The organism is Paraburkholderia sp. SG-MS1 (genome assembly GCF_012275575.1).
Lineage (GTDB): Bacteria > Pseudomonadota > Gammaproteobacteria > Burkholderiales > Burkholderiaceae > Paraburkholderia.
This window is the reverse complement of sequence record NZ_NPIH01000016.1, coordinates 1-23,260: the sequence shown is the minus strand read 5'-3', so window position 1 is coordinate 23,260 and position 23,260 is coordinate 1. Positions and strand designations below refer to the sequence as shown.

26 protein-coding genes and 1 pseudogene are annotated in these 23,260 nt (G+C 62.3%); 7 read left to right on the top strand and 20 right to left on the bottom strand.

The window, feature by feature from the left end:
- Nucleotides 1–44: 44 nt before the first annotated feature.
- Both CIC12_RS01480 and rhaM read right to left on the bottom strand, forming a co-directional pair.
- Complete coding sequence (locus CIC12_RS01480) at nt 45–938, bottom strand: amidohydrolase family protein (RefSeq protein ID WP_168661485.1); 894 nt, start codon at nt 936–938, stop codon at nt 45–47.
- A gap of 63 nt (nt 939–1,001) precedes the next feature.
- Complete coding sequence (gene rhaM / locus CIC12_RS01475; protein WP_168661483.1) at nt 1,002–1,325, bottom strand: L-rhamnose mutarotase; 324 nt, start codon at nt 1,323–1,325, stop codon at nt 1,002–1,004.
- Between the two features lie 130 nt (nt 1,326–1,455).
- On the opposite strand from rhaM, the gene CIC12_RS01470 reads away from it, so the two are divergent.
- Nucleotides 1,456–2,463, top strand: a complete 1,008-nt coding sequence (locus CIC12_RS01470; RefSeq protein WP_168661481.1) for a LysR family transcriptional regulator — start codon at nt 1,456–1,458, stop codon at nt 2,461–2,463.
- A 45-nt stretch (nt 2,464–2,508) separates the two neighbouring features.
- Here the strand turns inward: CIC12_RS01470 and CIC12_RS01465 are convergent, their stop codons facing one another.
- From CIC12_RS01465 to CIC12_RS01445, 5 genes are all read right to left on the bottom strand, one after another.
- On the bottom strand, nt 2,509–3,291 hold the full coding sequence (locus CIC12_RS01465) for a glucose 1-dehydrogenase (RefSeq protein ID WP_168661479.1): 783 nt from the start codon (nt 3,289–3,291) through the stop codon (nt 2,509–2,511).
- A gap of 99 nt (nt 3,292–3,390) precedes the next feature.
- Complete coding sequence (rhmD, locus tag CIC12_RS01460) at nt 3,391–4,566, bottom strand: L-rhamnonate dehydratase (protein WP_168661477.1); 1,176 nt, start codon at nt 4,564–4,566, stop codon at nt 3,391–3,393.
- A gap of 255 nt (nt 4,567–4,821) precedes the next feature.
- Entirely contained in the window at nt 4,822–5,574 is a 753-nt protein-coding gene (locus CIC12_RS01455; RefSeq protein ID WP_168661475.1) for an SDR family NAD(P)-dependent oxidoreductase, read from the bottom strand.
- A 299-nt stretch (nt 5,575–5,873) separates the two neighbouring features.
- Nucleotides 5,874–6,296: a PaaI family thioesterase gene (locus CIC12_RS01450; RefSeq protein WP_168661473.1), complete on the bottom strand. Its 423-nt coding sequence runs from the start codon at nt 6,294–6,296 to the stop codon at nt 5,874–5,876.
- A 188-nt stretch (nt 6,297–6,484) separates the two neighbouring features.
- Nucleotides 6,485–6,949, bottom strand: a complete 465-nt coding sequence (locus tag CIC12_RS01445; RefSeq protein ID WP_168661471.1) for an SRPBCC family protein — start codon at nt 6,947–6,949, stop codon at nt 6,485–6,487.
- Nucleotides 6,950–7,302: 353 nt separating this feature from the next.
- Here CIC12_RS01445 and CIC12_RS01440 point away from each other — a divergent pair, with 353 nt between their 5' ends.
- Nucleotides 7,303–7,767, top strand: a complete 465-nt coding sequence (locus tag CIC12_RS01440) for an Lrp/AsnC family transcriptional regulator (RefSeq protein ID WP_174771857.1) — start codon at nt 7,303–7,305, stop codon at nt 7,765–7,767.
- Nucleotides 7,768–8,200: 433 nt separating this feature from the next.
- Here CIC12_RS01440 and CIC12_RS01435 read toward each other — a convergent pair whose 3' ends face one another.
- Together CIC12_RS01435 and CIC12_RS01430 are read right to left on the bottom strand one after the other, a co-directional pair.
- Nucleotides 8,201–9,031: a 3-keto-5-aminohexanoate cleavage protein gene (locus CIC12_RS01435; RefSeq protein WP_168661469.1), complete on the bottom strand. Its 831-nt coding sequence runs from the start codon at nt 9,029–9,031 to the stop codon at nt 8,201–8,203.
- Nucleotides 9,032–9,328: 297 nt separating this feature from the next.
- The gene (locus CIC12_RS01430; protein WP_168661467.1) at nt 9,329–9,976 is read right to left on the bottom strand and encodes a hypothetical protein; all 648 of its coding nucleotides are present in this window, start codon (nt 9,974–9,976) and stop codon (nt 9,329–9,331) included.
- Between CIC12_RS01430 and CIC12_RS01425 the strand changes: the two genes are divergently transcribed.
- Nucleotides 9,944–10,618, top strand: a complete 675-nt coding sequence (locus tag CIC12_RS01425; protein ID WP_342030497.1) for a LysR substrate-binding domain-containing protein — start codon at nt 9,944–9,946, stop codon at nt 10,616–10,618. The two genes, CIC12_RS01430 and CIC12_RS01425, sit on opposite strands and share 33 nt — an antisense overlap.
- Nucleotides 10,619–11,059: 441 nt before the next feature.
- On the opposite strand, the gene CIC12_RS01420 is transcribed toward CIC12_RS01425, so the two are convergent.
- Both CIC12_RS01420 and CIC12_RS01415 read right to left on the bottom strand, forming a co-directional pair.
- Nucleotides 11,060–11,428: a BON domain-containing protein gene (locus CIC12_RS01420; protein WP_168661466.1), complete on the bottom strand. Its 369-nt coding sequence runs from the start codon at nt 11,426–11,428 to the stop codon at nt 11,060–11,062.
- A gap of 522 nt (nt 11,429–11,950) precedes the next feature.
- Nucleotides 11,951–12,391, bottom strand: coding sequence for an SET domain-containing protein (locus tag CIC12_RS01415; protein ID WP_168661464.1), 441 nt, complete (start codon nt 12,389–12,391; stop codon nt 11,951–11,953).
- A 662-nt stretch (nt 12,392–13,053) separates the two neighbouring features.
- Between CIC12_RS01415 and CIC12_RS01410 the strand changes: the two genes are divergently transcribed.
- The gene (locus CIC12_RS01410; protein ID WP_238812295.1) at nt 13,054–13,398 is read left to right on the top strand and encodes a hypothetical protein; all 345 of its coding nucleotides are present in this window, start codon (nt 13,054–13,056) and stop codon (nt 13,396–13,398) included.
- Nucleotides 13,399–13,536: 138 nt separating this feature from the next.
- Here CIC12_RS01410 and CIC12_RS01405 read toward each other — a convergent pair whose 3' ends face one another.
- Nucleotides 13,537–14,286: an SDR family oxidoreductase gene (locus tag CIC12_RS01405; protein WP_168661460.1), complete on the bottom strand. Its 750-nt coding sequence runs from the start codon at nt 14,284–14,286 to the stop codon at nt 13,537–13,539.
- 99 nt (nt 14,287–14,385) lie between these two features.
- Between CIC12_RS01405 and CIC12_RS01400 the strand changes: the two genes are divergently transcribed.
- A complete protein-coding gene (locus tag CIC12_RS01400; RefSeq protein WP_168661458.1) occupies nt 14,386–15,303 on the top strand; it encodes an AraC family transcriptional regulator in 918 nt (305 codons plus the stop codon).
- A gap of 688 nt (nt 15,304–15,991) precedes the next feature.
- Here the strand turns inward: CIC12_RS01400 and CIC12_RS01395 are convergent.
- From CIC12_RS01395 to CIC12_RS01380, 4 genes and pseudogenes are all read right to left on the bottom strand, one after another.
- Nucleotides 15,992–16,225: a DUF2964 family protein gene (locus CIC12_RS01395; RefSeq protein WP_121323080.1), complete on the bottom strand. Its 234-nt coding sequence runs from the start codon at nt 16,223–16,225 to the stop codon at nt 15,992–15,994.
- A gap of 149 nt (nt 16,226–16,374) precedes the next feature.
- Complete coding sequence (locus CIC12_RS01390; RefSeq protein WP_168661456.1) at nt 16,375–16,980, bottom strand: copper-binding protein; 606 nt, start codon at nt 16,978–16,980, stop codon at nt 16,375–16,377.
- Between the two features lie 540 nt (nt 16,981–17,520).
- Nucleotides 17,521–18,002 (bottom strand): annotated as a pseudogene (locus CIC12_RS01385) (low affinity iron permease family protein).
- Nucleotides 18,003–18,157: 155 nt separating this feature from the next.
- On the bottom strand, nt 18,158–19,405 hold the full coding sequence (locus CIC12_RS01380; protein ID WP_168661454.1) for an MFS transporter: 1,248 nt from the start codon (nt 19,403–19,405) through the stop codon (nt 18,158–18,160).
- A 333-nt stretch (nt 19,406–19,738) separates the two neighbouring features.
- On the opposite strand from CIC12_RS01380, the gene CIC12_RS01375 reads away from it, so the two are divergent.
- Nucleotides 19,739–20,014, top strand: a complete 276-nt coding sequence (locus CIC12_RS01375; RefSeq protein ID WP_168661499.1) for a hypothetical protein — start codon at nt 19,739–19,741, stop codon at nt 20,012–20,014.
- 57 nt (nt 20,015–20,071) lie between these two features.
- Here the strand turns inward: CIC12_RS01375 and CIC12_RS01370 are convergent, their stop codons facing one another.
- Complete coding sequence (locus CIC12_RS01370; protein WP_342030496.1) at nt 20,072–20,539, bottom strand: hypothetical protein; 468 nt, start codon at nt 20,537–20,539, stop codon at nt 20,072–20,074.
- A 594-nt stretch (nt 20,540–21,133) separates the two neighbouring features.
- Here CIC12_RS01370 and CIC12_RS01365 point away from each other — a divergent pair.
- The gene (locus CIC12_RS01365) at nt 21,134–21,460 is read left to right on the top strand and encodes an H-NS histone family protein (RefSeq protein ID WP_168661452.1); all 327 of its coding nucleotides are present in this window, start codon (nt 21,134–21,136) and stop codon (nt 21,458–21,460) included.
- Nucleotides 21,461–22,015: 555 nt separating this feature from the next.
- Here the strand turns inward: CIC12_RS01365 and CIC12_RS01360 are convergent.
- The 3 genes from CIC12_RS01360 to CIC12_RS01350 form a co-directional block, all read right to left on the bottom strand.
- A complete protein-coding gene (locus tag CIC12_RS01360; RefSeq protein WP_168661450.1) occupies nt 22,016–22,639 on the bottom strand; it encodes an arsenate reductase/protein-tyrosine-phosphatase family protein in 624 nt (207 codons plus the stop codon).
- Nucleotides 22,640–22,825: 186 nt separating this feature from the next.
- Entirely contained in the window at nt 22,826–23,077 is a 252-nt protein-coding gene (locus CIC12_RS01355; RefSeq protein WP_238812293.1) for a hypothetical protein, read from the bottom strand.
- Nucleotides 23,074–23,260, bottom strand: a 187-nt coding sequence (locus CIC12_RS01350) for a hypothetical protein (protein ID WP_168661446.1), incomplete at its 5' end; no start/stop codon positions are given. The genes CIC12_RS01355 and CIC12_RS01350, both read right to left, overlap by 4 nt.

Below are 23,260 nucleotides of genomic sequence, written 5' to 3'. Positions count from 1 at the left end.
CTTGTTCGCGTTCGTGGTGCGTCCGTGATGCGCCTGCAGCCGCATCAGATTCGATAACACCGCTCGGCATTCCGGCGAAACAACGCCTCTTTTTCCGCGACGCTCGCACCGTCGACGATCGCCGCATACGCGTGCCACAAGTCCGTATAGGAGCCGAACAGCCGGTCGACGGGGAAGTTCGACGCGAACATCGCGCGCTCCACGCCGAACGTATCGATCGTTTCGAGCACATAAGGCCGCAGGCTTTCGACGCTCCAGTGGTGATCGAACATCGCGAGCCCGCTGATCTTCACCGCGACGTTGCGGCAACCCGCGAGCAGGCGCATGCCGTCGCGCCACGCGCGATACCCGGCGACGCTGCTGCGATCCACGAACATACCGGCATGGTTGACGATGAAGAGCGTGTCACCGTGCGCACGCGCCAGCGCAGCGGCCTCTTCCATTTGCGCCGGATACAGTTGCAGGTCGAACGACATGTCATACCGGCGCAGCAGCGCGAAATGTTCGCGCCACTGCGGCTCGCGCATGAAATGACGGCCGACGTAATCGAACAGCTTGTTCTCGTGCACGTTCAGGATCTGCCGGATGCCGCGCGTGTTGGCGAACGACGCGTGCGCCTCGAGCCACGCCGGCGCATTCGGCGCGGACAGATCGACCGCCGCGACGATCGCGTTCGGCATGCCGCGCGAGTCCGCGCGATCCGCCATGGACTGCAGCCAACGCGTCTCCTCGACCGGATCGGCGGGATCGTGATTCGCCTCGACGTGCACCAGTTTCAGTACGTCGATATCGCCGGCTTCACCGAGCAGATCGTCGAGCAGGTAGTCGTGCTTGAGCTCGCGCGCGTCGCCCACGAACGACACGCCGGGGTTTTCCAGCCACGGATAGCGATGCGTCTTCAGATCCCACAAGTGGATATGCGAATCGACAACCTGCATGCAGCACGCTCCGTCCAGTGAGGGTCACTTCGATGTCAATTAACTTGGTCGTGCGGTGAGCTGTCAGCTCAGTGAATTCAAATGAAAAACCGGTTCGAGCGACTGCTGAAGCGGCGTATGATCCGGCGCGGTCTGCATGATGTCTGCCATGTAATCCCACCATTTGCGCATCACGTCGAGTTGCGGCAGTTCGTCCATCGTGTGATTGGAGGTCCGCGTCAGCACGGCGAAAAGGTAGTTCGAGTCCGGATCGAAGAAAATCCGGTAGTCTCGCACCCCTGCGTTGTGCAACGCATCAACCAGTTCGGGCCAGATGTGCGCGTGACGGCGTTCGTATTCCTCGCGCATGCCGGGGTTGAGCACCATGCGCAAAGCGATTGTTTCCATTGCGGCCTGTCTCCCGTCGTATTGGGGCGCTTTCCGGAGAAGCGTCTGATGCGACTATAATTCCTGCGTCGATAGCAACTCAATCCGAAGTTGGGATTGGGCGATCCACAAACCGAATCGCACCCGGATCATGAGCCAACATTCAGCTGCCGTCGCACTCGTCAACCGGCTCAAGTTCAAGCACCTCGCGCTGCTCGTCGCACTCGACGACACGCGCAACCTCCATCAGGCCGCCGACGCCGTCAACGTTGCGCAGCCGAGCGCGAGCCGCATGCTCGGCGACATCGAAGAAGCGTTCGGCTTCCTGCTGTTCGAGCGCAACGCGCGCGGCATGACGCCCACGCCGCTCGGCGTCGTCACGCTCGCTTATGCGCGGCGCGCGCTGGCCGAATTGACCCGCTTCGCCGAAGACCTCGACGTCAAGCGCCGCGGTGGTCATGGGCAATTGACCGTCGGCGCGATCATGGGCGCCGCGCCCGATCTGCTGGCCATGTCGGTGGCCGCGCTGAAAACCGAAAGCCCGTTGCTGAACGTGCGCATCCTCGGCGAAACCAGCGACCAGGTCGTGCAATTGCTGCATCGCCGCGAGGTGGATCTCGCGCTTGGCCGCCTGACCAGTCCGCTGCAACACAACGACTTCAGTTTCGAACCGCTCGCGCGCGAGACTTTGCTGCTGGTCGTGCGTTCGGTGCATCCGCTCGCGCAGCGCACGCGCATCACGTTGTCCGAACTGGTGGACTGGCCGTGGGTTGCACAACCCGTCACCAGCCCTGCGCGCGTGCTGTTCGAGGAAGAACTCGCGCGTGCCGGACTCGCCACGCCGGTCAACCTGACGGAATGCGCGTCGATCTTCGCCACGCTGCAACTGCTCGAGAATTACGACGCGGTCGCGATGCTGCCTGAGTCGGTCGTGCGCGATCATTTGCGCGGCAAGCTGCTGGTCGCATTGCCGCTCGAAATCGGCAAGAGTCTCGCCGGATTCGGCATTCTCACGCGCAAGGAAGAAGCGCTCGCCGAACCGGCGCTGCGTTTCATCGATCTGTTGCGCGGATTCTCGCGCACGCTCGCTCGCGATTGCGACGATCTCGCCGCGCTGTCTGCGCCAGACTCGCTGATCGCGCCTGACCCGGTGCATTGAGATCGGCAGCGCGCGCAGTATTGGCACATTCGCAGGTTCCACGCGTTACTGCAGGTTGACGAACAGGCCGCCGTCGACCAGCAACGCGGCGCCCGTCACGTAACGCGCGCGATCCGACGCGAGAAACACCACGCACTCGGCGACATCGTCCGGACGTCCCAGGCGGCCAAGCGGAATACGCTTTTCGAAGTACGCTTTCTTCGCTTCGTCGGCGAGGTCTTCCGCATTGAGGTCGGTCGCGATGGTGCCCGGCATCACCGAATTACAGCGAATACCGTACGGCCCCAACGCGACCGCGCACGATTGCATCAGCGAATGCACGCCCGCCTTGGTCGGCGTGTAATGCGTCTGCATGCCGCCGCCCACCAACGCGCTGATCGAACTCGTCGCGACGATCGCGCCGCCCGTGCCCTGCATTTTCATCTGTTGCGCGGCGGCTTGCGTGACGTAAAACGCGCCGTTCAGATTGACCGCCACCGTCGATTCCAGCACGTCCGGCGGCATGTCGAGAAACGCATGGAACGGGCAGATGCCCGCATTGCTCGCGAGCACGTCGACCTTGCCGAATGCTGCGACGGTTTGGCGCACGAGTTGCTGGCCCGTGTCGCGCGCGGCGACGTTACCCTCGACCGCAATCACGCGCCGCCCCAGCGCCTCTATTTCTTCGACCACCTCCGCGACGGCGGAGCGGCGTCCATAGGATGCGTCGTTATCGCCCCAGTAGTTGATCGCCACGTCCGCGCCTTCGGCGGCGCACGCGACGGCGATCGCGCGGCCGATGCCACGCGAGCCGCCGGTGACGATCACGACCTTATCCTTGAGCAGCACGTCATTCTCCTTTGCCTCGTCATCGAAACTGCAAACGTCGACGGGGGCCGACGCTAACTCCATGCGCATTCAATGCGCCTCACCGTGGTTCAATGTGCTTCAACGCGGATAAGGCCGCACCAGCGCGCATTCGGGATTCAATCTCACGCCGAAGCCCGGCGTGTCCGGCACCTTCATCCGGCCATTCACGGGCACCGGCTCGTCGAGCAGAAGCGGCGTGAACATCGGCACGACTTCGTCGGCCTTCGGTGCCATCATCAGAAACTCGGCGAACGGCGAGTTGTGCCGTGTGACGACGAAGTGATAGCTGTACACCGATGAACCGTGCGGCACCACCATCACATTGTGCGCATCAGCGAGCGCGGAAATCTTGATCAACTCGGTGATGCCGCCGCACCAGCCGACATCCGGCTGGATCAGATCGCAGCACTCCATCTCCAGCAGCATGCGGAAACCCCAGCGCGTCGCCTCGTGCTCGCCGGTGGACACCATCATGCCGCGTGGCACGTTGCGGCGCAGTTCGGCGTAACCCCAGTAGTCATCGGGCGGCAGACATTCCTCGATCCATTTCAGGCCGTATTCGTGCGCGCCTTGCGCGAGCCGCGTCGCGTAGCGCACGTCGAGGCTCATCCAGCAGTCGTACATCAGCCAGAAATCTTCGCCGACGCGGCTGCGCATGTCGGCGAGCTTCTCCAGATTCTGTCTGAGGCCGGCTTCGCCTTCGGCAGGACCGTGCTGCAAAGGCAGCTTGCCGCCGATGAAACCCATCTCCTTCGCGAGATCGGGTCGCGCACCGGTCGCATAGAACACCAGCTCGTCGCGCACCGGTCCGCCCAATAACTGGTACACCGGCTCCTTGCGCACTTTGGCGAGCAGGTCCCACAACGCGAGATCGACGCCGGAAATCGTATTGAGCACCACGCCTTTGCGGCCGTAGTACAGCGTCGAGAAATACATCTGATCCCACATCTTCTCGATGTCGGTAACGAGCCGCCCTTCGAGAAAACGCGCGAGATGCTTTTCGACGATGAACGCGCCGATCTCGCCGCCGGTCGTCACCGCAAAGCCGACCGTGCCGTCGCTCGCCTCGATCTCCACGACCAGCGTGCCGAGGACGTTGATACCGAACGACTGGCGGCTCTGGCGATACTCGGGATAGCGCGCCATCGGCGTGGCGATGTGATCGTCGATCCAGTGTCCGCCGGGCTGATCGTGATAGTCCGCGCCGCCGCGAACGATGAAGGCACGCACGTGCCGGATAGTAGGCATGGCCATGAAAGGAGCTCCGTTATGGATGCGTCGAACGTACTGTCGGCAATGCGCCTGGCAGACGCGATGCAGTAAGTTGCGAGAAGGCGTGTGGGGGAGTGAGCGTGAGCGCGGCGCATTGCGCCGTCATCACTCGCCTGACGTGAAACGGGCGCATGCGGGTCCATGTCGTCTCCTTCGCGGAGCGCGCGGCGGCTCCGCGTGTCTGTCTCGTTCTGAATGCAGTTGCGGCGCCGACCTTCCGGTGCGCGCTATGAGCGCTCAGTACGTGGCGCGTCCGCCTGACAGATCGAACACCGAGCCCGTGCTGAACGCGCAATCCTCCGAGGACAGCCACAGAATCAGCGACGCCGCCTCTTCAGGCAACAGGAAGCGGTTCATCGGAATCTTCGAGAGCATGTAGTCGATGTGCTGCTGCGACATCGAGTCGAAAATTTCGGTTTTGGCCGCGGCCGGCGCGACCGCGTTGACGAGAATGTTTCTGGTTGCCAGCTCTTTACCGAGCGACTTGGTCAAACCGATCAGCCCGGCTTTCGACGCGCTGTAGTGCGAAGCGTTCGGATTGCCCTCCTTGCCCGCCACCGACGCAATATTGACGATGCGCCCGTAGCCTTGCTTGAGCATCTGCGGCACCACTGCGCGGCAGGTCAGATAAGGACCGATCAGATTCACGTCGATCACGCGACGCCAGACGTCGGGGTCCAATTCCCACGTCGCACCGTTGCCGCCGGTGATGCCGGCGCAGTTGATCAGCACGTCGATCGCGCCGTGGCCGGCGACGGTTTGCTCGACGGCTTGCGCGACGGCGGCTTCCTGAGTCAGATCGACCGTGACCGCGCTGACTTTGCCCAGCTCGCCCAGTTCGCGCTGGCTGCGCGCGAGGCGTTCGGCGTCGACATCCCACAAGGCGACCGACGCGCCCGAGTTCAGCGCCCGCTGCGCGACCGCGTAGCCGATGCCGCGCGCGCCGCCGGTGATGGCGACAACGCGCCCCTCCAGATCGATTTTATTCATCGCTGTGCTCCTGTGGGCCGCCCGACGAGCGTGCCTGTAAGTTGTTGTATCGCTACTGTCCGTGCTGATAGTTCAGCAATATACGAGCGGTGCGATGCGTCAACAATTCGAGTATTGGAGGGGGCGATAACAAAAGTGGATCGGAGTCGCTATTGGCGCCTGGGGCGCGCGGGTGTGCCGGTTCCTCGTCAATCAAAGCTTCCAAAAGTACAACGGCGGGTCAATCGGCCACATCGGTTGACTGGAGATCGGCCACACCTGACCTTATAAAAGGTAGCGGTTCCTGGCGGTGTCAATCGCTACCGACGGACATTCGCGATCGTTGCCTGCATGATCGCAATCACCTTATGCTCGTCCCCCACGCCAGGGAACACCCGGACTTCACCAGTGCACACGGTAAGGGTCCTGCCTGCATGCTGTACCCGTCCGATCGCCAGAAAGCGCTCACCAACAGCGGGCCGCAACAGATTAATTTTGAACTCGGCTGTCACCACGTCAAATTCAGGCGCTAGCTTCGTTAGCGCTGCATATCCGCATGCGCTGTCCAGAATGCTGGTCGTAGCGCCCGCATGGAGATAGCCGTGTTGCTGAGATAGATGACTGGAAAAAGGCAGGCCGATCTGCACCTCCCCATCTTTAACGAGGAGAAGCTGTGCGCCAAGTGTCAGCATCAACCCCTGCGCGTTGAAGCTGGTTGCAATTCGGGTATGAAGATCGGCCATTGTCGTCGGTAAAAGGTGGTTCGGTGACAGCGATACAGCGGCAATTAAATCGTATCAATCCTGCTGAAGGCTCCGGCTACTGGCGGCAAGTCCACAATCCGCAGTTTTGACTGGCGCCTCGCGCAATCGGCGGTGTATGTCGGTGTCGCCAAAGCCGCGAAGCTGCCGCCAGCCGCGCGCCGAGCGACTCAGCAAATCGAAGCGGCCAGCAGCAACTCGCGACACGCCGCGATCTTACGTGCCCAGTCGTCAATCATTGCAGCGAAGCGCTCGCCTTCGAAATCCTGGAGCGCCAGTTCGCCCGCAGCGTTCAGCGCCGTGAGTTCGTAGCTCACCCATACTTCGGTGCGCGCCTTGTCGAGTGCGACACAACGCACCTCGACAAGACTGGTGCGCGAGGCCGGCGTGCAACGCACATAGCGCGATCGGTGTGCCTGACGGTCGAAGTCCGCGAGGGTCCAGATGGTCAGTTCATCGCCCTGACCGGTGGTGAACACCATGCCGGACTCCGTGCGGCCGTCGCGGGGATAAACATAGGTCGGCTTCCAGCCGTCGACCCACAGCTCCTCGCCAGCCGGCGTGAAGAACATGAAGGCTTGGTCGACCCCGGCGTCGACCATGATCCGGTGGCTGGCGTGCAATCGGTGCGCCATGGGTGAATCCTCCGTTAGTCATTGGTGAGGTGGCCACGCTGCCATCGCCCGAGTCCAACCAGCAGCGCCGGCTGAATACGGGTCGACGGCACATTGCCAACGCTCGTCGAAGCGGTCGCGCAACCGGCTCACACCGGTAGCCAGGATCAACCACGACAGAGACGAGCGCACCGGTACGCTGCCATCATCGCCACGGCGACGCCGACGGCGCGCGATTGGCCAAACAGGACGGGGCGAGTGATGGCAAGATCGGATCCGTGTCGGGAATTATCCGGCGGCATTGAAGGATTGCCCAGAGTGAAACGCCAAGCGAAAATCGATTTAATCTTCGATTTTTCAGGTGAGAGTGCGTCATGACCGAAGCACTGCAACTCGACGCCAAAGCTTGGGCGCTATTGATGGCGCTACAGGAAGATGGCCGTGCACCGTTGAAGACCTTGGCCGTTGCCGCCGGGCTCTCGGTGCCTGCCACGGTGGAGCGGCTCAAGCGCCTGAAGGACTCCGGCGTGGTGCGGGCGGTGAGCGCCGAACTCGATCCGGTACAGGCCGGCTACCCCGTGCGCGCCATTGTCAGCATCACCGTGCAGCAGTTCGGCAAGCATGCCTTTCTCGACAAGCTGCGCGGCGCGCCCGAGGTGCTGGAATGCCATCACGTTGCCGGCGCCGATTCGTACATCGTGACCGTGGTGTGCCCCAGCCTCGAACAACTCGAGCATTTTCTCGCCACCGTCAACCGCTATGGCGAGACACGCACCTCGATCGTCTTCTCCACGCCCATTGCGCGTCGCGGCCTGGTGGCGCCGGGCGCGTCACGCTGAGCCTCCAGCGGTTTCTCGGCAGCGGTTTTTCGGCAGCGCTGTCCGGAATCATCGATCAGCGCGACGCCGACCTTGCGGAGATGCCATCGGGGTGTGCGCGACGCCAATGGCCAACCCGCACTGCGCCTCGGGTCGCTGAATTGCAACGCTCTCAGCGGCAGACCGGCCGGCCCGTGGCTACCCGTCACCAACGCGGCATCTGGCCGGCTTGGGACGTTCGCTGCCTCGCGATGAACGCCAGGCGCCCCGCAAAGTGACTTTCATCGTTCTGAAAAGCGGACCTTCGATGCACGTGGGCGCAGTCGACAACATGCTGCGCCGCCCTGGCGAAACGACGATGTCTCCGGCAAACGCCTGGCGAGCCTGCCTTGATCAACTGGAGTCTGGCGGCATGTGCCTGGCGCGCCGCGCACGATAGCGCGTTCGCGTCGACCTATCTGGCGGGAAGACCGAGCATTTCACGCGCTCGGGCAGCGCTCGCCACGGGCCGGCCATATTCGCCGCACAATGAGGCCACCCGCGCAACCAGTTGCGCGTTGCTCTTCGCCAGTGTGTCCTTGTCCCAGCGCACGTTGTCTTCCAGGCCCGTACGGCAGTGGCCGCCCAGTTCGAGAGTCCAGTGATTGACCTCCAACTGATGCCGTCCGATACCGGCGGCGGTCCACGTTGCGTCGGGCAATAGCGCCTTCAGTTGTTGCACCTCGAATTCAAGGATCTCACGACGCGCAGGCAACGCGTTCTTTACTCCCATCACGAACTGAACGTGCACAGGAGATTTCAGCAGCCCTTGTTGCACGAGGTCCACGGTGCTGTACAACATCGCCAGATCAAAGATTTCGATTTCCGGTTTGACCTCGTAGTCCAGCATCATTTGCGCGAGCGCACGCACAAAGTCTGGCGGATTCTCATAGACGGTCGTCGGAAAATTGACAGAACCCGTTGCGAGCGATGCCATATCCGGGCGCAGATCGAGCATCGCTCCGCGCTGCTCGAACGAACGGCCACGACCCCCTGTCGAAAACTGGATGATGATGTCAGGGCAGTGGTTCCGGATGCCCTCCTGGAGAGCGGCGAAACTCGACCGGTCGGAACTGGCGTTCTCCTGCTCGTCACGCACGTGCAGATGAACGAGCGATGCGCCGGCTTCGTACGCTTCGTGGGTGCTTTCAATCTGCTCGGAGATCGTAATCGGCACAGCCGGGTTGTCCTTCTTGCGCGGAACTGAGCCAGTGATAGCAACGGAGATGACACAAGGTTCGCTCATGGCTCACGCTCCAGTTCAAGATTTACACCCTCTCCATGTGGCGAGCGATCATGGCCGCGCAGCACGTGCTCCAAGTCTAGTTCAAATGCGCGCCGTGAGAATCGTGCCTCGGCGCACGGGCCGCAACACATGTCGGGCTTACGTCAGGCCAAGGGGCAACGATCTGCGCGCGGCACCCGCCAGGCTCTGCGACGCGTTGCCGAGCACGATGAATTTCTACCTTCATATGGAACACGACAGGTCCATCGTTCAGCAGTGAACACACCAGATATCCCGGGAACGATAACGCCCCTGGAACTAGCTCAGCTGGATGTTTTCCTCGCAATCTTCCCAGTACCTCAGTGGGTCGCGATGTTGTGGATAGCGCAAGTCGAGCCACGCTGACAGTCTGGTCCAATCTGGATGGTGGGTGCCGGTTTGGGCAGACCAGGTCGACGACCTCTCAAGAATCTGACCGTTCCCGCGATCACGGACAAGCAAGCTGCCCAGTCCGCTTGAACTGTTCGCCTGCGACTCAACCAGATATCGTGGCAGGATCCTGAGTTCAGCATCCTTGGCCCAGCCGTATAAAGCGCGGACTATACCGGACGGATCCCGCAACTCTATCGGACCGCTTTCCGGGCGAACGGCAGTCCATCCTTCCGGAAACTCGGCGACAACCTCGTTTTTACCTTCCCTCACCCATTTCACGCGCCATGCCCGCGCGATCGCCTCGCGCATGCGAGATACCGACTCGTGGCCGTACGGCAACTCGATCGCCATCGGAAGCGTAATGAGGTTGTCCTTCCAGAGTTTGGTTTCGTCATCGACGCGCTTGACCGCGTCGAATGCCCCTGCTTCGAACGGGTTCTCGGGCCGGCTCGATACGCTCACCTTCCCGTTGGGCAGCCCCTCGAAAAGGCGCTCGGCGTCATGGCGGGTAAGTTTTGTCTTTCCTTTCTTCATTGGTCTCTCTGCAGCACAGTTGTCTCGCTAAAGCCTGCCCTAATGACCGAAGTCGGGCGCTGTTTTCTCTCGCGCGCATTTGAAGGCTCACGATTATATTGTGCGCTATTCGCCCCTTCCCTGCGTGCGCAATGCCGGGCAAGATCGATGTCGCGCTCAGCATGGCCGCGCCCCATATTGCCGAGATCATGGCCATCGCCGATTGCGGATCGCTGTTGGGAAGTTGCCAGCTACGTGGTTGCGGCGCCCGACCATCCGTTGCGGCGCAAGCCCAGACTCACCCTCGCCGACACGCTGGGCGAGCGCTGGGCCATTCCACCGCGCGGCACCGGACCATTCGAGCACATGCAGCACGTATTTGCGGAACAGGGGTTGCTCCTACCGAAAGTAGTAGACGAAACGCGCTCGATCACGGCGCGGAAGAGCGTCGTTGCCCATTCTGGTTTTTTGAGCTCGATGGCATTGACTCCGTATGTCACCGAAAGCAAGGTCGGAGTGTTCGATACGTTCAGTGTGCCCGGGCATGATCGGGCTGCGCACACTCACGGCGTTCCGGCGGCGGCGAGGCAGCCGGCCGAGCCCTCCAGTGAAGCTACTGGAGCTGTGACGGCAATTGACGGCCGCAGGGTCGATAAAGCCTGAGGCATAAGGGGTGCGAAGCGAAGCGGAAGGTCGCGCTTACGGTCGACCGGTCACACCCGTTGGAAGGCGGAAGATAGACGCAACCCAAAAACGCGTTCCGCGATGTTTTGGGTGTTCCACCTCGTCGTCCAACAAAGCAATTGCATAGTCTTCCTGAGAAATTCTGCTCTTATTTTCCGGATCGACAAGCAGGTCCGCTGCACCGGTTCGATGCGGACCCGTTCGTCGATCCATCGCGCAAGAAGCGTATCTGCAATCGCGCGCAAGGCGTGCGCACGAGATGCAGAAGCGCCATGCGCAAGTTGAGCGGACGGGGCTCTATGCCTCGCTCGCCCGGCTTACATTAGTGAAGTGGCGCTGAATGCCGGCCTGGTGCCCTCGACGGAAAACAGCTACAGAGCATCCACCGTCACAAAAGCGCCGCCCTTCGCTGATGCGGCTTCAGGTCCCAACTGGACGGATTGACAGTGCGTTTCTGACGGAGACCACGCCGGGTACACCCTTGGCCACCTGAGTTGCACGGTCGCTTTGCGCCTGAAGCGGTACGCTGCCTTGCAACGTGACGGCACCATCACGAGCGCGGATGGTGACGTTGGACATCGCGATCCCTCTGTCCTTCACCAATGCCGAACGAACCTGGCGCTGTAGCGCCCGGTTCGCCGCTTTCAGCGATTTGTAGTGCTGCCGTGCGCCGGCCGTCGTGCTTGCGGGAGTGGCAGGGGCGGCCTCGCTCGACTGCGCGTAGGCATGGATCGAGCTCAGGATGAGGAGTGCTGCGCCTGCGGTCTTGATTGTGCGAATTGCGTTCATGCATTTTCTCCTGCTGTCGAAATTGTCAACGGTCCAAACTAGGGAACGCTGCACTGTTAAGGACTTGTCAAGCGAACTCTGAGTAGAGCGTATTGCGACACTGCGGGATGAACGATATGCAGACGCAAGCAACGGAAACCACCAAAGGAATTCTGATGCGTCCAATAGCAACAATACCTCAACTCCTGGCAAAGTGAAAAAAAGAGGCTTTGACGCAACGTTGCGCGAGTAATCATGCAGGCGTGGCAATCGGCAAGGTGAAACTGCGGCTGCAAGAGACCGACCGCGTGAAACCAGATCGTTGCGCAGCCAGCATCCGTCGCGGCAAAACCTGACTCACCATCCTGCGACTCAATTTCCCCATCTGCTCAACGTTTCGTCCGCCATCACGGGAGAACCCGCGATGACCGTGCAAAACGGTTCACCTATCATGCGTTCCCTGGTACGTGCGATGAAGCGTCGCTCACACCGGCCTGCCTAAGGGCTTTCGTTTCCTCATGATGTGCCCCTTGATGGGGAACACTATGCGGCAACGGCGAGCATCGAGCGACGACACTCCGGAGAGGCACACGCACATCCATATTGAGCCCGAGCCTCTTCGTCCCCGGCATCGTCGATGGCCAGCAGATAGTCGATGAACAGCTCCTCGCCGGAGTCGACCGGTCGGAGTGTGTAGATGAAGATGCGACCGCCGTCCTCGATGGTCTCGCAGTTCGGCGTACAGGCGTGGTTCAGCCAGCGAGCGCTGTTGCCGCCTCGGCTGCCATCGATGACGCGCCCATCCGACAATCCAAACAGAAAGGTGTGACCCGCAACGCCTTCGCGTCGGTGCCGGCGCAGCGCGTCCCGCCAGGCTGTGATTTCGCCCTTGTACTCAAGCACGCGCTCGCCTGCTGCGAGCGGGCGCATTGCAAACACACCCTTGCCGTGCACCGGCGATCTCCGGACGATGACGCGCCGCATGATGTTCCCCTCGTTGGCCTATGCGTCAGTGTAAAGCCGGACAATTTTCCGCAGTTGCTGATAATTCCCGTGACGTTTTTCAGCCTGGGACCACCGCTCCCGTTTGTTGGTCACGAGGTCCCCGGTGGATCGTCACTGGCAACCACCTATTCAAATCGGGGGTGACAAATGGGGAAAAGCTGTTAGCGCTCGAGCCTCGCCCGAGCGCTGTTCTTGCAAGTAGCGATGATATGGCTGCGGGCGTGATGCATGCGGCGTATCGCATAGGACTGTCTCCGATCACGGCAATAGTTCGCCAAGGCGGGACCCATTAAAGATTCCTTTCAAATGGCCGATATCTCCACACACTATCTGTTCGAATGTGGAGCGCCGATTGAAAAAGCTGAGATTGATTGCATTTTTTTCGGGAATCACCACGACAATCTGTTTGTCCGCCTGCGTGACAACAGGGCCAACACAGGCTGGCGCCCGGACGACTCCGCACGAGCAGCGAGCCACGGTTGTCGCGAATGCCCCAGTGGCACCGCGCCCCACCGTCATACCACGACGAGTGGTGGTCGAAGAGGTGGTCCCGGAAACGAACGATGTCTATATCTCCGCTGCAGCAGATTCGGATGTCGTGCTCGTTCGCGGGAGCACTTACATCTGGGCAAATGGACCAGATGGGCAACGCCATCGTCATTTCTATGGCCGTGGCGATCGGCGGCGGGAAGTGTTCCATCGGCGCGACAATCTGCATTCAGTCACTGCTCACCGATCGGAGCGTCCGGCGGTGCAGTTCGTTAGCCACGACACTCGACATCATCCTGGACAAAATCGCCGAGGACATTCGGCGCACGGCGTCGAGCCTCACCGGGCCGCCCGTCAGAACCCCGGATCGCGTGGCGGCCAGAAACCGGTTGCATCCCAAAGAGCCGCATCACCCTCAGCCGATGCAAATGAAATTGCCTCGCGAGGCGTCTTTCCAGCATCACGGTTTGCAGCGCGGGCATGAAGCCGGCGTCTAGGCGCAAGCTCAGAATCCTGTCAACACAGACGGCGAACGCGCACCCGCGGCATGTCTCAAGGCGAGCCGGCTTTTTCACCGCGACGGAAAAATCTCCCGCCTGTCGACACGTGGTGCCGACAGGCGGCGAATGTGACGATCAGCCGACCTCCGCCGCCCATGCTTCGGCGTCGACGCCGGCCGGGATACGCATCGGCGATGACGGGTCGGTCGCCGCGCGCCACACGGCTTCGGCGACGTCCTGTGCGTGAGTAATCGGAGAAGATGTATCTCCCAGCTGTTCCAGGATCGTCCTGGCCAGATCGGCATAGGCCTCATGGTCAAAGCCGTGTATGTGAGCGCGCGCGTTATCGCCGAAGCGGGTGTCGGGCGCGCGGCCCGGCAGCACCAGATGCGACCGCACGCCGAATTGCTCGAGTTCCAGCGCCATCGACTCGGTGAAGGCATTCACGGCCATCTTGCTCGCACGGTACGCGGCGAGCAGCGGCAGCGCCTTCAACGTCACGCTCGATGTCACGTTCACGACGACACCGGCCTTGCGCTGCCGGAACTGCGGCAGCACCGCTTGCGTCAATGCGATCGTGCCGAAGCAGTTGGTCTCGAAGAGCTCGCGCACCGTCGCAAGCGGGACGAGTTCAGCCGGGGATGCCGCGCCGAAGCCCGCGTTGTTCACGAGGACGTCGATCGGGCCGGCGAGCTCGACCGCCTCGCGAATGCTCTCCGGATTCGTGACGTCGAGCGCCAGCACGCGCAGGCGTTCCGACGGCGGCAGTATGTCGGCGCGCGGCGTGCGCATCGTGGCGACGACCTGCCAGTCGCGGGCTAGAAAGTAGCGGGCGATCTCGAGGCCGAAACCGGAGGAGCAGCCGCTGATCAGGACCGTTTGCATGGGCATTCCCGTGAAGTGTTGTGTGAGCCCCTACGATAGGTCTCTGAGACCGTACTTGCTACAATCAATGATCCGAATTTCATTTGCAGGAGTCCGGCGATGATCGATCCGTTGGCCGAAGTGGTGACACTGCTTCAGCCGGGTGCCCGGTTCTCGAAACTCGTCCACGGCGCGAGCCCTTGGCGCACCGCTCGCTCGGATGCCGGCCAGCCGTTCTATTGCGTGCTCCTCGAAGGCGGGTGCCGCATCGCCATCGACGGACACGATCCCATCGAACTCCAGGCGGGTGACTTCGTCCTGATTCCCGCGGCATATGGCGTCTCAATGTCCAGCCTCGAACCGCCGCCGGGACTGGACATGTCGGCGCCCGTCGCGCTGGGCAACGGTGAATTCAGAATCGGCCCGCTGGGCAATCCGATCGACGCGCGCATGATGGGGGGCCATTGCAGCTTCGGCTCGCCGGATGCGTCCCTGCTGGTCTCGCTGCTGCCGCAACTCGTGCATGTCCGCGGCGAACAGCGGCTGGCCACGCTCGTGCAACTCGTGCGAGAGGAGTCACACGAGCAGCGGCCCGCGCGCGACGTCGTGCTCTCACGGTTGCTGGAAGTGCTGCTCATCGAGGCGCTGCGTTCCACGGCAGGAGGAACGAACGCGTCACCCGGTCTCGTCAGCGGGCTCGCCGACGCTCGCCTCGCGGCCGCGATTCGCGGGATGCACGCGCGCCCGGCGCACGCGTGGACGGTCGCCGGGCTCGCGAAAGAAGCCGCGCTGTCGCGCTCGACCTTCTTCGAGCGCTTCAGCCGTGCCGTCGGCATCGCGCCGATGGAATATCTGCTCACCTGGCGCATGGCGCTCGCGAAGGATCTGCTGCGCCGTAACGAAGGCCGCGTCGCGGAGATCGCGGAGCGCGTCGGCTATAGCTCCGCCAGCACCTTCAGCGTCGCCTTCACTCGACACGTTGGCCGGCCACCGATGCGGTACGCGCGTGAGGAGCAGGCGGCCACGAACGAGGCGTAGCGCGGCGCAAGCAGGCGGGGCCTGGAACTGGACGTGGGACAGGTTCGTCGAGGCTTTTAACGTCCCCACGCCGCCACATCGGGAAAAGGGAGCTTCGTTTCGGGCACCCGGAAATCCCAGGGCATTCAGGGGTAATTCGACTGGCCGGCAGTGCAGGCCTTGCCGGCCGCAAAAGGCGCGTTCCATCACATTGGCAAGCAGACTGGCAACCATCGTCTGCCTTGGCGACAGCGCAAGGAAAATGGCCCGTCGTTGACTGACGTCGATCGGCATCACGCGCCCCACGAGGGTCGAACAGGCGCGGCTTTAATGCTGGCCGGCGTTCAATAGCATCCAGATCTGCTGCGTCGGCGGCCCGGCAAGTATTCGCGCAAACACCGCGCGGCATCGCATGCAGGTGTAGTGCTCTTCCTTTCGAGTGTCCGCTACCGCGCCTACGCTATCGAACCTGAGATCCTCGTGCGGAGGACTCGCGGCCGGCTCCCCGTAGAGATCGGAGCACGGTCTGCAAGGTTGAATCCACAGGTCCATTTGTGTTTTGCCAATGAATGAGCACTGCCCGTGTAGAGGTGCACCGACACAGACGAACGAACTCCGCGCGCTCATATGGAGGCGGTTTGCGCGCGAGCTTTCACGTCCCGCGCGTCACTGGAGCACCGGCCGCATCCACATGAAGCGCAACTCTCGCCTACTCGTCCGATTCGATGAAAAGCATCGAAACATACAGGACGGTCGACACGATGATGATGCCCACGCCGACCAGCACCTTCGTCCGGTCGAAGTAAAGGCCGCCCTTGATCACCACGCCGATTCCCACGACCGCCGCCAACGTGCCGAACGCGGCGAGTCCGAGATGCACCTTGCTGCGGATGAGTTTTCTGCGAGCCGATGCGTCGGTGGACTTCACTGGTTTCTGTTCCATTCCATGCTCCTTCGCACGCGACGCCCCGAGCGCGTCGACGATCGTTGCCGGGCACGGCGTCGGACTGCGGGCGCAGCGCGATTCGAACCGCCATCGCGCTGCCGCGGACGTCGTACGCGATGTGGCGCGTTACTCGCGCCATGCGTTCGTCATTTGAGCTCGGCGCCGTCGCGCGACACAGAGGCCGCGATAGCGGCGACGAATACCGCCCGCACCGAATCGCCCACCTTGACGCCGGCCAATGAAACGTCCGGCGCGACGTCGAGCGTTTCAGTGCGCGTCGGCCCGCGCAGCGTGACCGAGTGACGCTTGCGGTCGATTTTCTGCACGGTGGCCACGACCTCCACACGACGCGCCGACGTCACGACCCCACCCGACGCGGGCTGTGCAAGCTGGGTGTCGATACGCTGACGGATGCCGCTCGTCGCGACCTTGTCGACGCCGATCAGAACGGCCTTCTTGTAGGCAATGTTGACGATGTCGCCCACGTGCAGCTTTTTCACGTCCGCCAACTCGGGATTCACGTCGACAATTTCGACGTTGCCACGCGGACCACGCAACGCGACGCTGTTCGACTCTGCATCGATTGCGACGACACGCGCCTGCACGCGAACCAGCGCCGCCGCGCCGACCGCCTCTGGTACCGAAGCCGGCTCCTGAGCCATGACCGGGTAAGCCGTTGCGAGTAGTAATGCCAGCACGGCCGGAATAGCCTTCATGTGACTCAACTTCGACTTCGGTGTCTTGCAAGCCATGGATTACTCCTTTTGAGTGTGTCGTTGGTACAAGTCAGTTCCACAAGCCATTCCATTGATCGCCGATGCGCTGTCCTCGACAGGCCGCGCAGGATGATCGTACACGCGAGCCCGCTCCGCCGCCATGATCAGCCGTTGCTGTTTCTGCGAGCTTGGGGCGGCGTTGTGGCGTGGCGGCACGGATCGGCGCCGTGGTCGATCCCTGGCGCATTGGAGATGCATTGGATTGACAGGCGCGCGATACGGCTGGCTCATTCCGGCTGGCGCACATCAGATACACAGGCAATGAGTTCGCATGCCGTGGTATTGCGCCACGACTTCGCGGGAAGATCGGACATGCGCCGCCGGGCGGTCAGTCGGTCGCACGCGCCGCGCCAGAGGAACGGCTGTGGCACGCTCACCCATGCTGATCAGAGCGCGCTTCAGCGTGAGCTATCTACCGCGTGCGCCCACCTCACAGTTCGCGACCGACCTGGCGGAAGATCGACGCCCTGAATGCCGAAGCGAACCCCAGCGGGCAAATAATCGCATCGACCTTTTTCACTCACTCGCCTGCAGCGGCTTCTTTTCCACCCAGGCATCCACATCGACGCTTTCCGTGCGAGTGCCAGCGGCCTTGCTCGCCAGTTGCAAATACGCTGCGGCAAGGGGTCGAAGTTCGTCCCCAGATGCGGCCTCGATGCCGATCAGCTGATTGTTCGCGGCGCGATGGGAGGCGAGCAGTTCGTTGAGCTTCAGATGTACGGCCACGCAGTCCTTGTTCTGACCTTGCCGGATCAGAAAGACCATCAGGAAGGTGATGATGGTCGTGCGCGTATTGATAACAGTTCCGAACCACCGGAGAAGTGAAACAGCGGTCCGGTGACGGCCCAGACGAGCACCGTGATTGCCGCTAGGCGGAAAGCGACCGGCGAACCCGTCAGCCGCCTCACCAAACTGGCGAAGGCGTCGAAAGCTCGCGTGACGGGGTGCGTCGGGGCGGGCGCCGTACGCGACACGTCCAGCGCGGTGCCAGGGGACAGTCGGCAAACGAGCCAGGTACGGCTTCTCGCAGGGCTGCCACCGTTGGCTGTGAATCGTGTTATCTCCTTGCGGCTGATAGCCCGTCAATAGCACATTGCATGCCTATTGCGCCTCGCTCACTGACGCCATGCAGCGCGTGCGCCCCGCAGAACCGCTAGTCCATGCACGCCGGACAGGCGATCGTCCTCCCGGCCACGCGCTGCTCGATGCTGCCGAAGCTCGCGAGCGCGGCAAGCCCGAGCAAGGCGAGGCCGGCGCCGAACAGGAAGTCGGCCGGGATGCCGACATGGTCCACCACCACGCCGCCCACCAGCGACCCCAAGGCGATCGCAACCTGGATGATGCTCACGAACAGTGCCGAGCCCGCTTCCGGCGAATCCGGCGTCGCGCGCTGAACCCAGATGCTGAAGCACAACGGCAACGCCCCGAACGACACACCCCACGCGAGCACGAAGGCCATCACGCCCAGCGACGAATGCTGCAGGAGCGGCAGCGAGACCAGCGCGAACATCAACAGCGAGATCATCGCGCCGACCGACGTTTTGAGGCTGCGCGTCACGGTCGACGAAACGGCGAAGTTGGAGAAGAAGCCGATGATGCCGAAGCCGAGCAGCAGCCACGTGATGGTCGTCATCGACAGATTCGCGTTGCGCAGCAGGAACGGCGTGACGTACGTGTACGACGAGAAGTGCGCACCAAATACGAGCGCCACCATCAGCATGCTGCGGCGTGGATACGGCCGGCGCAACACATCGACCAGATCGCGCAGACGCAACGCGGTGGACGACGGCAGCGACGGCACGAAGAAGAACTGCGCGACGAGCGCAATCGCAACCAGCACGCCGGTGGCGAGGAACGACGCGCGCCACGAAGCAAAGCTCGCGATGAACGTGCCGAGCGGCACGCCGATCACGGTCGCACAGGTGACGCCGGTCAATATCGTCGCCATGGCCCGCGGCGCATCCTTGGACTGCACGAGACGCCCGGACGCGGCCGTGGCGAGCGTCCAGAATCCGCCCAACGATGCGCCGAGCAATGCGCGTCCGAGCAGCATGACCAGAAAACCTGGCGCAAAAGCCGAAATCAGGTTCGACGCCAGCAGCAACGCGGTCAGCAAAAGAAAGACGCGCCGCCGGTCCATACGGCCCGCGACCAGCATCAGGCCCGGCGCCGATATCGCGGCGATCACGCCGGGCACCGTCACCATCAGGCCGGCCGTGCCAGGCGACACGCCCAGATCCGCCGCGACGCGCGGCAGCACACCGACGGGCAGAAACTCCGTCGTCACGAATGCGAAAGCACCAACCGCGACGGCGCCGACCGCCAACCACGAACGCAGCGACGACGAGACACCGTCGTCCGTCACGGCGCTTTGCGCCGGCAGATTATCTTCGATCAACATAGTATTGTTCGCGGGTTATTCAACAACGGGTGGGATTGGAGCGGCCGCACCGCACTAATCGACGCACGCGCAGCGAATCACAATTGAAAAAGCAGGCCTGGTAGCCTGCTCGCGATTGCCGTCGGGAAAGACAGTGGGTGAAACCCGAATGGACGACACCTTAGCATCGTCTTTAATCGCTCGCTGATCACTGCGGAAAATTGCAGTCGGTCGTGGGGGTATTCAGCGCTAATTTTTCTCAGGCGGTCGCACGCGATGCAGGCATAGCGTTTGCTGAAGTTCGTCGGCATTCAACGCAAACTCATCGGCTTACCAGAAAAAAGGATCTCGCCCATGCTGACCACCCGCCCCTGCACCGCCACTTGCGTGCTCGACGGCATGCCCGTCACGTTGACCTTCTACCCGGACAATGGCGTGCTGCGCATTGCCGATCCTTCAGGTTCCTGTGTGAGGGAGATGCGCTGGCACGGCTCATGGCGCGCGCTGCTGGACGAATTCCGCAGCTACGACGAGCGCAGCGAACTGCAAGGACGAGGTGTCGCCGGGATGGTGGACCGTATTGACGACGGACAGGCTGGCCAATCGTTGCAGAACATGGCAGTGGCGTGAAAATCGCACGCGGGACGCGGCGCCTTCCTCCTGACGCCGCATGCCCTCGTGGACCGGTCATTGACCGAAATAGATCCTGCACTGAGGCCCGGAGCCACAGGGCCGCCCGTGCCGGCCGCCGGTTTCCGACTGCCCCGCGGCCACGCCGCCGTACGACACGTTCTGCGCTCCTTGCGCGCCCGTCTGCGTATCGTGCCAGGTATCGCCGAGCGACATATCGGTCGACGCCTGCGCCGATTCATTCGCGTTCCGTTGCATCTGCGCGCTGCCGGAGATTGCTGCGTCCGGATGGCCCTGCGGCCCCATCGCGTTGGCCGTTCTGGGCGCGAGAAGCAGAACGGTGCTTGCGGCTACCACCAATAAACGTAATTTCATGTCCAACTCCTCGAATCCGGCGCGGCAGTTCTCGTCCTCCTGAAGAGTGATCCGCGAAAACCAACTTGCCCTACCGGGCTGACGAACCGATCGATGCCGATGCGCAACAGATGGGCCGGCCACCGACTTAAACGAGTAAATAATTGCCATGCTTGCAACCGATGTCGGACGCGTTCTGGCGATCGCAGGAACCGGTCGCCCTCAGCTGGCAGCGCGAATAGGTGTTGCGCTATTTGGTTATAGCTCGCCCATCCGGGAATTCAAACCGGGCAGCGGGTGCCGGAAATCGCCGATACCGTTCGATAAACCGCATTCGCCGATAAAATCACCCGGAGCGGCGCGTGCTTTGGCCGCTCAGTGCGTTATGATGCTGCCATAACGTAAAAAGCGGCGCGCACGAAGCACCGCCGAGAGACGGAGCGTGAACCTGAAGTCAGCCATTTGCAATCAGTGCATTGTCACCACAGTTCTTTCCATTTGCGGCCGCGAGGCTTATCGGGTTTTGTCCGCCGCGCGGCGAAGCGCTGGAATATTCACTGGTCAGCACGGCGGTTTATAGGCGCCCGCATCGGACATCAGCTGTATTGCGATTTATGGAGCAACGTTTTTAACGCAGCTCATGGAATTCCTTCGATCGATCACTCACCGCGGGCCGGCCCCTTTAAAAGGGATCGACGCATCACGACTTTCCCTTGCAATCTGTAACTGACAGAACGCTGCACGTTTTAGAAGGACGAATATCTTATGGACGAAAGAAAGCGAGATAGCATGATTGCGTATCTCCGCCATCGCATGGAAGAGTTCGGCATCAAACCAGAAGACCTTGCTGCCGTGCTGGCGTCCGAGCCGTCCGCGCAAAAAGCCGTGCGCTACCGCAGCGCGACCGGCGACAGCTGGGATGGCCTCGGTGAAATGCCCCAATGGCTGAAACAGGCAATCAGCGCAGGTCAATCAATCGACCACTTCGAATTGACGGCCAAACCGGCCCCTACCCCGCAACCGAAGAAACACGTGGACTGGAAGAACGATCCGTTCGCCGGAAGTCCGCTTGCGCGTTCCAATAGCCGCTAAGTCACAGTCAAGCCGTAGAACTGTCGAGCCGCTCAGGCAAAACGTACACCCCGCTTTCTCGCGTGGGTCATCACTGGTTTTGGCATACCGGCATGCCCGCCGACGCGCGTGCGAAGCCCCCCTTGCGCCCTGCCGATGAGCATCCAGACGCCCGTGCCCACCGTATATCCGGTGGCAGCAGCGCCATCGCGCGTTGCCGTCCGGGACCGGTCATGCACGTCATGACCGGCACATGTCCAGCTCGCAGCGCCTCTGACGCCTGATTGGCTCGCGAGGAGAAATGTCATGCGCCTACTGATGCTTGAAATGACGCTGGGGTGCCTGGCGGCTCTGTCGATGGCGAGCGGCGCGACCTTCGTAAGGCGGCGGCAACGGCCAGGGTGGCAGCGCCGAGTGCGCTCGACGCGATGCCGGGCGGCGCCATGAAAAATGGAATCGATGGATGGCGATATGCAGCCGATGCCGCCCAATGACTCCGTGAAGGTCAGGAAACTCGGCAATGAAGCAGGCGACGCCGGGCGATGAATTGGCCTCACGCTTTCGCTCAGGCGTCGCTCATGCGTTGCACGTGGTGGTCTGATGCGGCAACAGGATCATTCCGGCATTCAATGCATCGCCGGCCGAAGCGGACGCGACGCGGCGGTCCACGCAGGGTCCGCCGCTCGCGTTCAAGGTCTGCTCCGCGCTCGCACTCACGGCGGCGCCGATACGGGCCTCAGCATCACGCGACGGTGCGACCGCATATTGCGGCCATTCGATGAACGCGCTGACCTGCCGCACGATCTGCCAGAACATCTTGTCGAACAGCCGCACGCGCTCGTCATCCGGCACACCGTGGGCGAGCGGATCGGCGAAGGTCCAGGCGAGCGACGAAGGCGCACCCGGAAACGCGGGCGCGTGGTGCTCGTCGACGGATTCGTCGAGCGCAATGACGAGGTCCATGCGCGGCGCCCATTCGCCGGTGAATTCCAGCCAGCTTTTCGGGCTGAGCACGTCGCGCCCCGAAATGCCTGGCCGCAGTTGCGCGAGCGCCAGCGGATGAACCCGCGCGGCCGGCTCCGGCCCCGCGCTGAATGCGTCGAACCGATGTCCGGCCAGTTCGCGCAGCAAAGCTTCGGCAATGATGCTGCGTATTGAATTATCGCGGCAGAGAAACAGCACTCTGTATTTTCTGGTCACGCTCACCCCGTACCCATGTTTTATTTTTGCTTCTGGGCGCCATTGTGCCGGCCCAGTCTTGCGCCCCCGTGACACTACGATGTCTTAAATACTTGCGCCACGGGAATTTCTACCAGGGTCTGGACTCACGGGCTCTGAACGCTCGATCGCGTTCGCCGCGAAGTGTACCAGCGTGCGCAGTTCGGCTTACATGAAGCTGTCGGTCGCATGGGCGGCGGGCACGGCGACACACTGCTGCAGGCTGGCTTTGGACCACTGCTTGCCGCCTTCAACCTGCGCGGCGGCTTCGGCGACCTTGCGCTGCGGCTCGCCGGGCGGATCGTCGCTCGACTCCGCGCCGCTCAGAAACGCAAACGACGCGAATGCCGAAATCAGCGTGATCACGATCAGCCCGTGCACTAAACGCGTGAACCCCTGCATGTAGCTCCGCCAGATCATGCCGGCTGAATTGCGGCAGGCTCGCGGCGGCTTGCAAGATCGCCGGTCGTCAGACGCTGCGCCGCTTCGGCGATCGGCGCCGCCATCGCCACTGCCGGCCCGCCTTGCGGGGTCTGCGCAACACCATGCACAACGCTATGCGCAAGGCTCGTCTGCGCGAAGCCGCTCGCGCTGCCGCCGAGG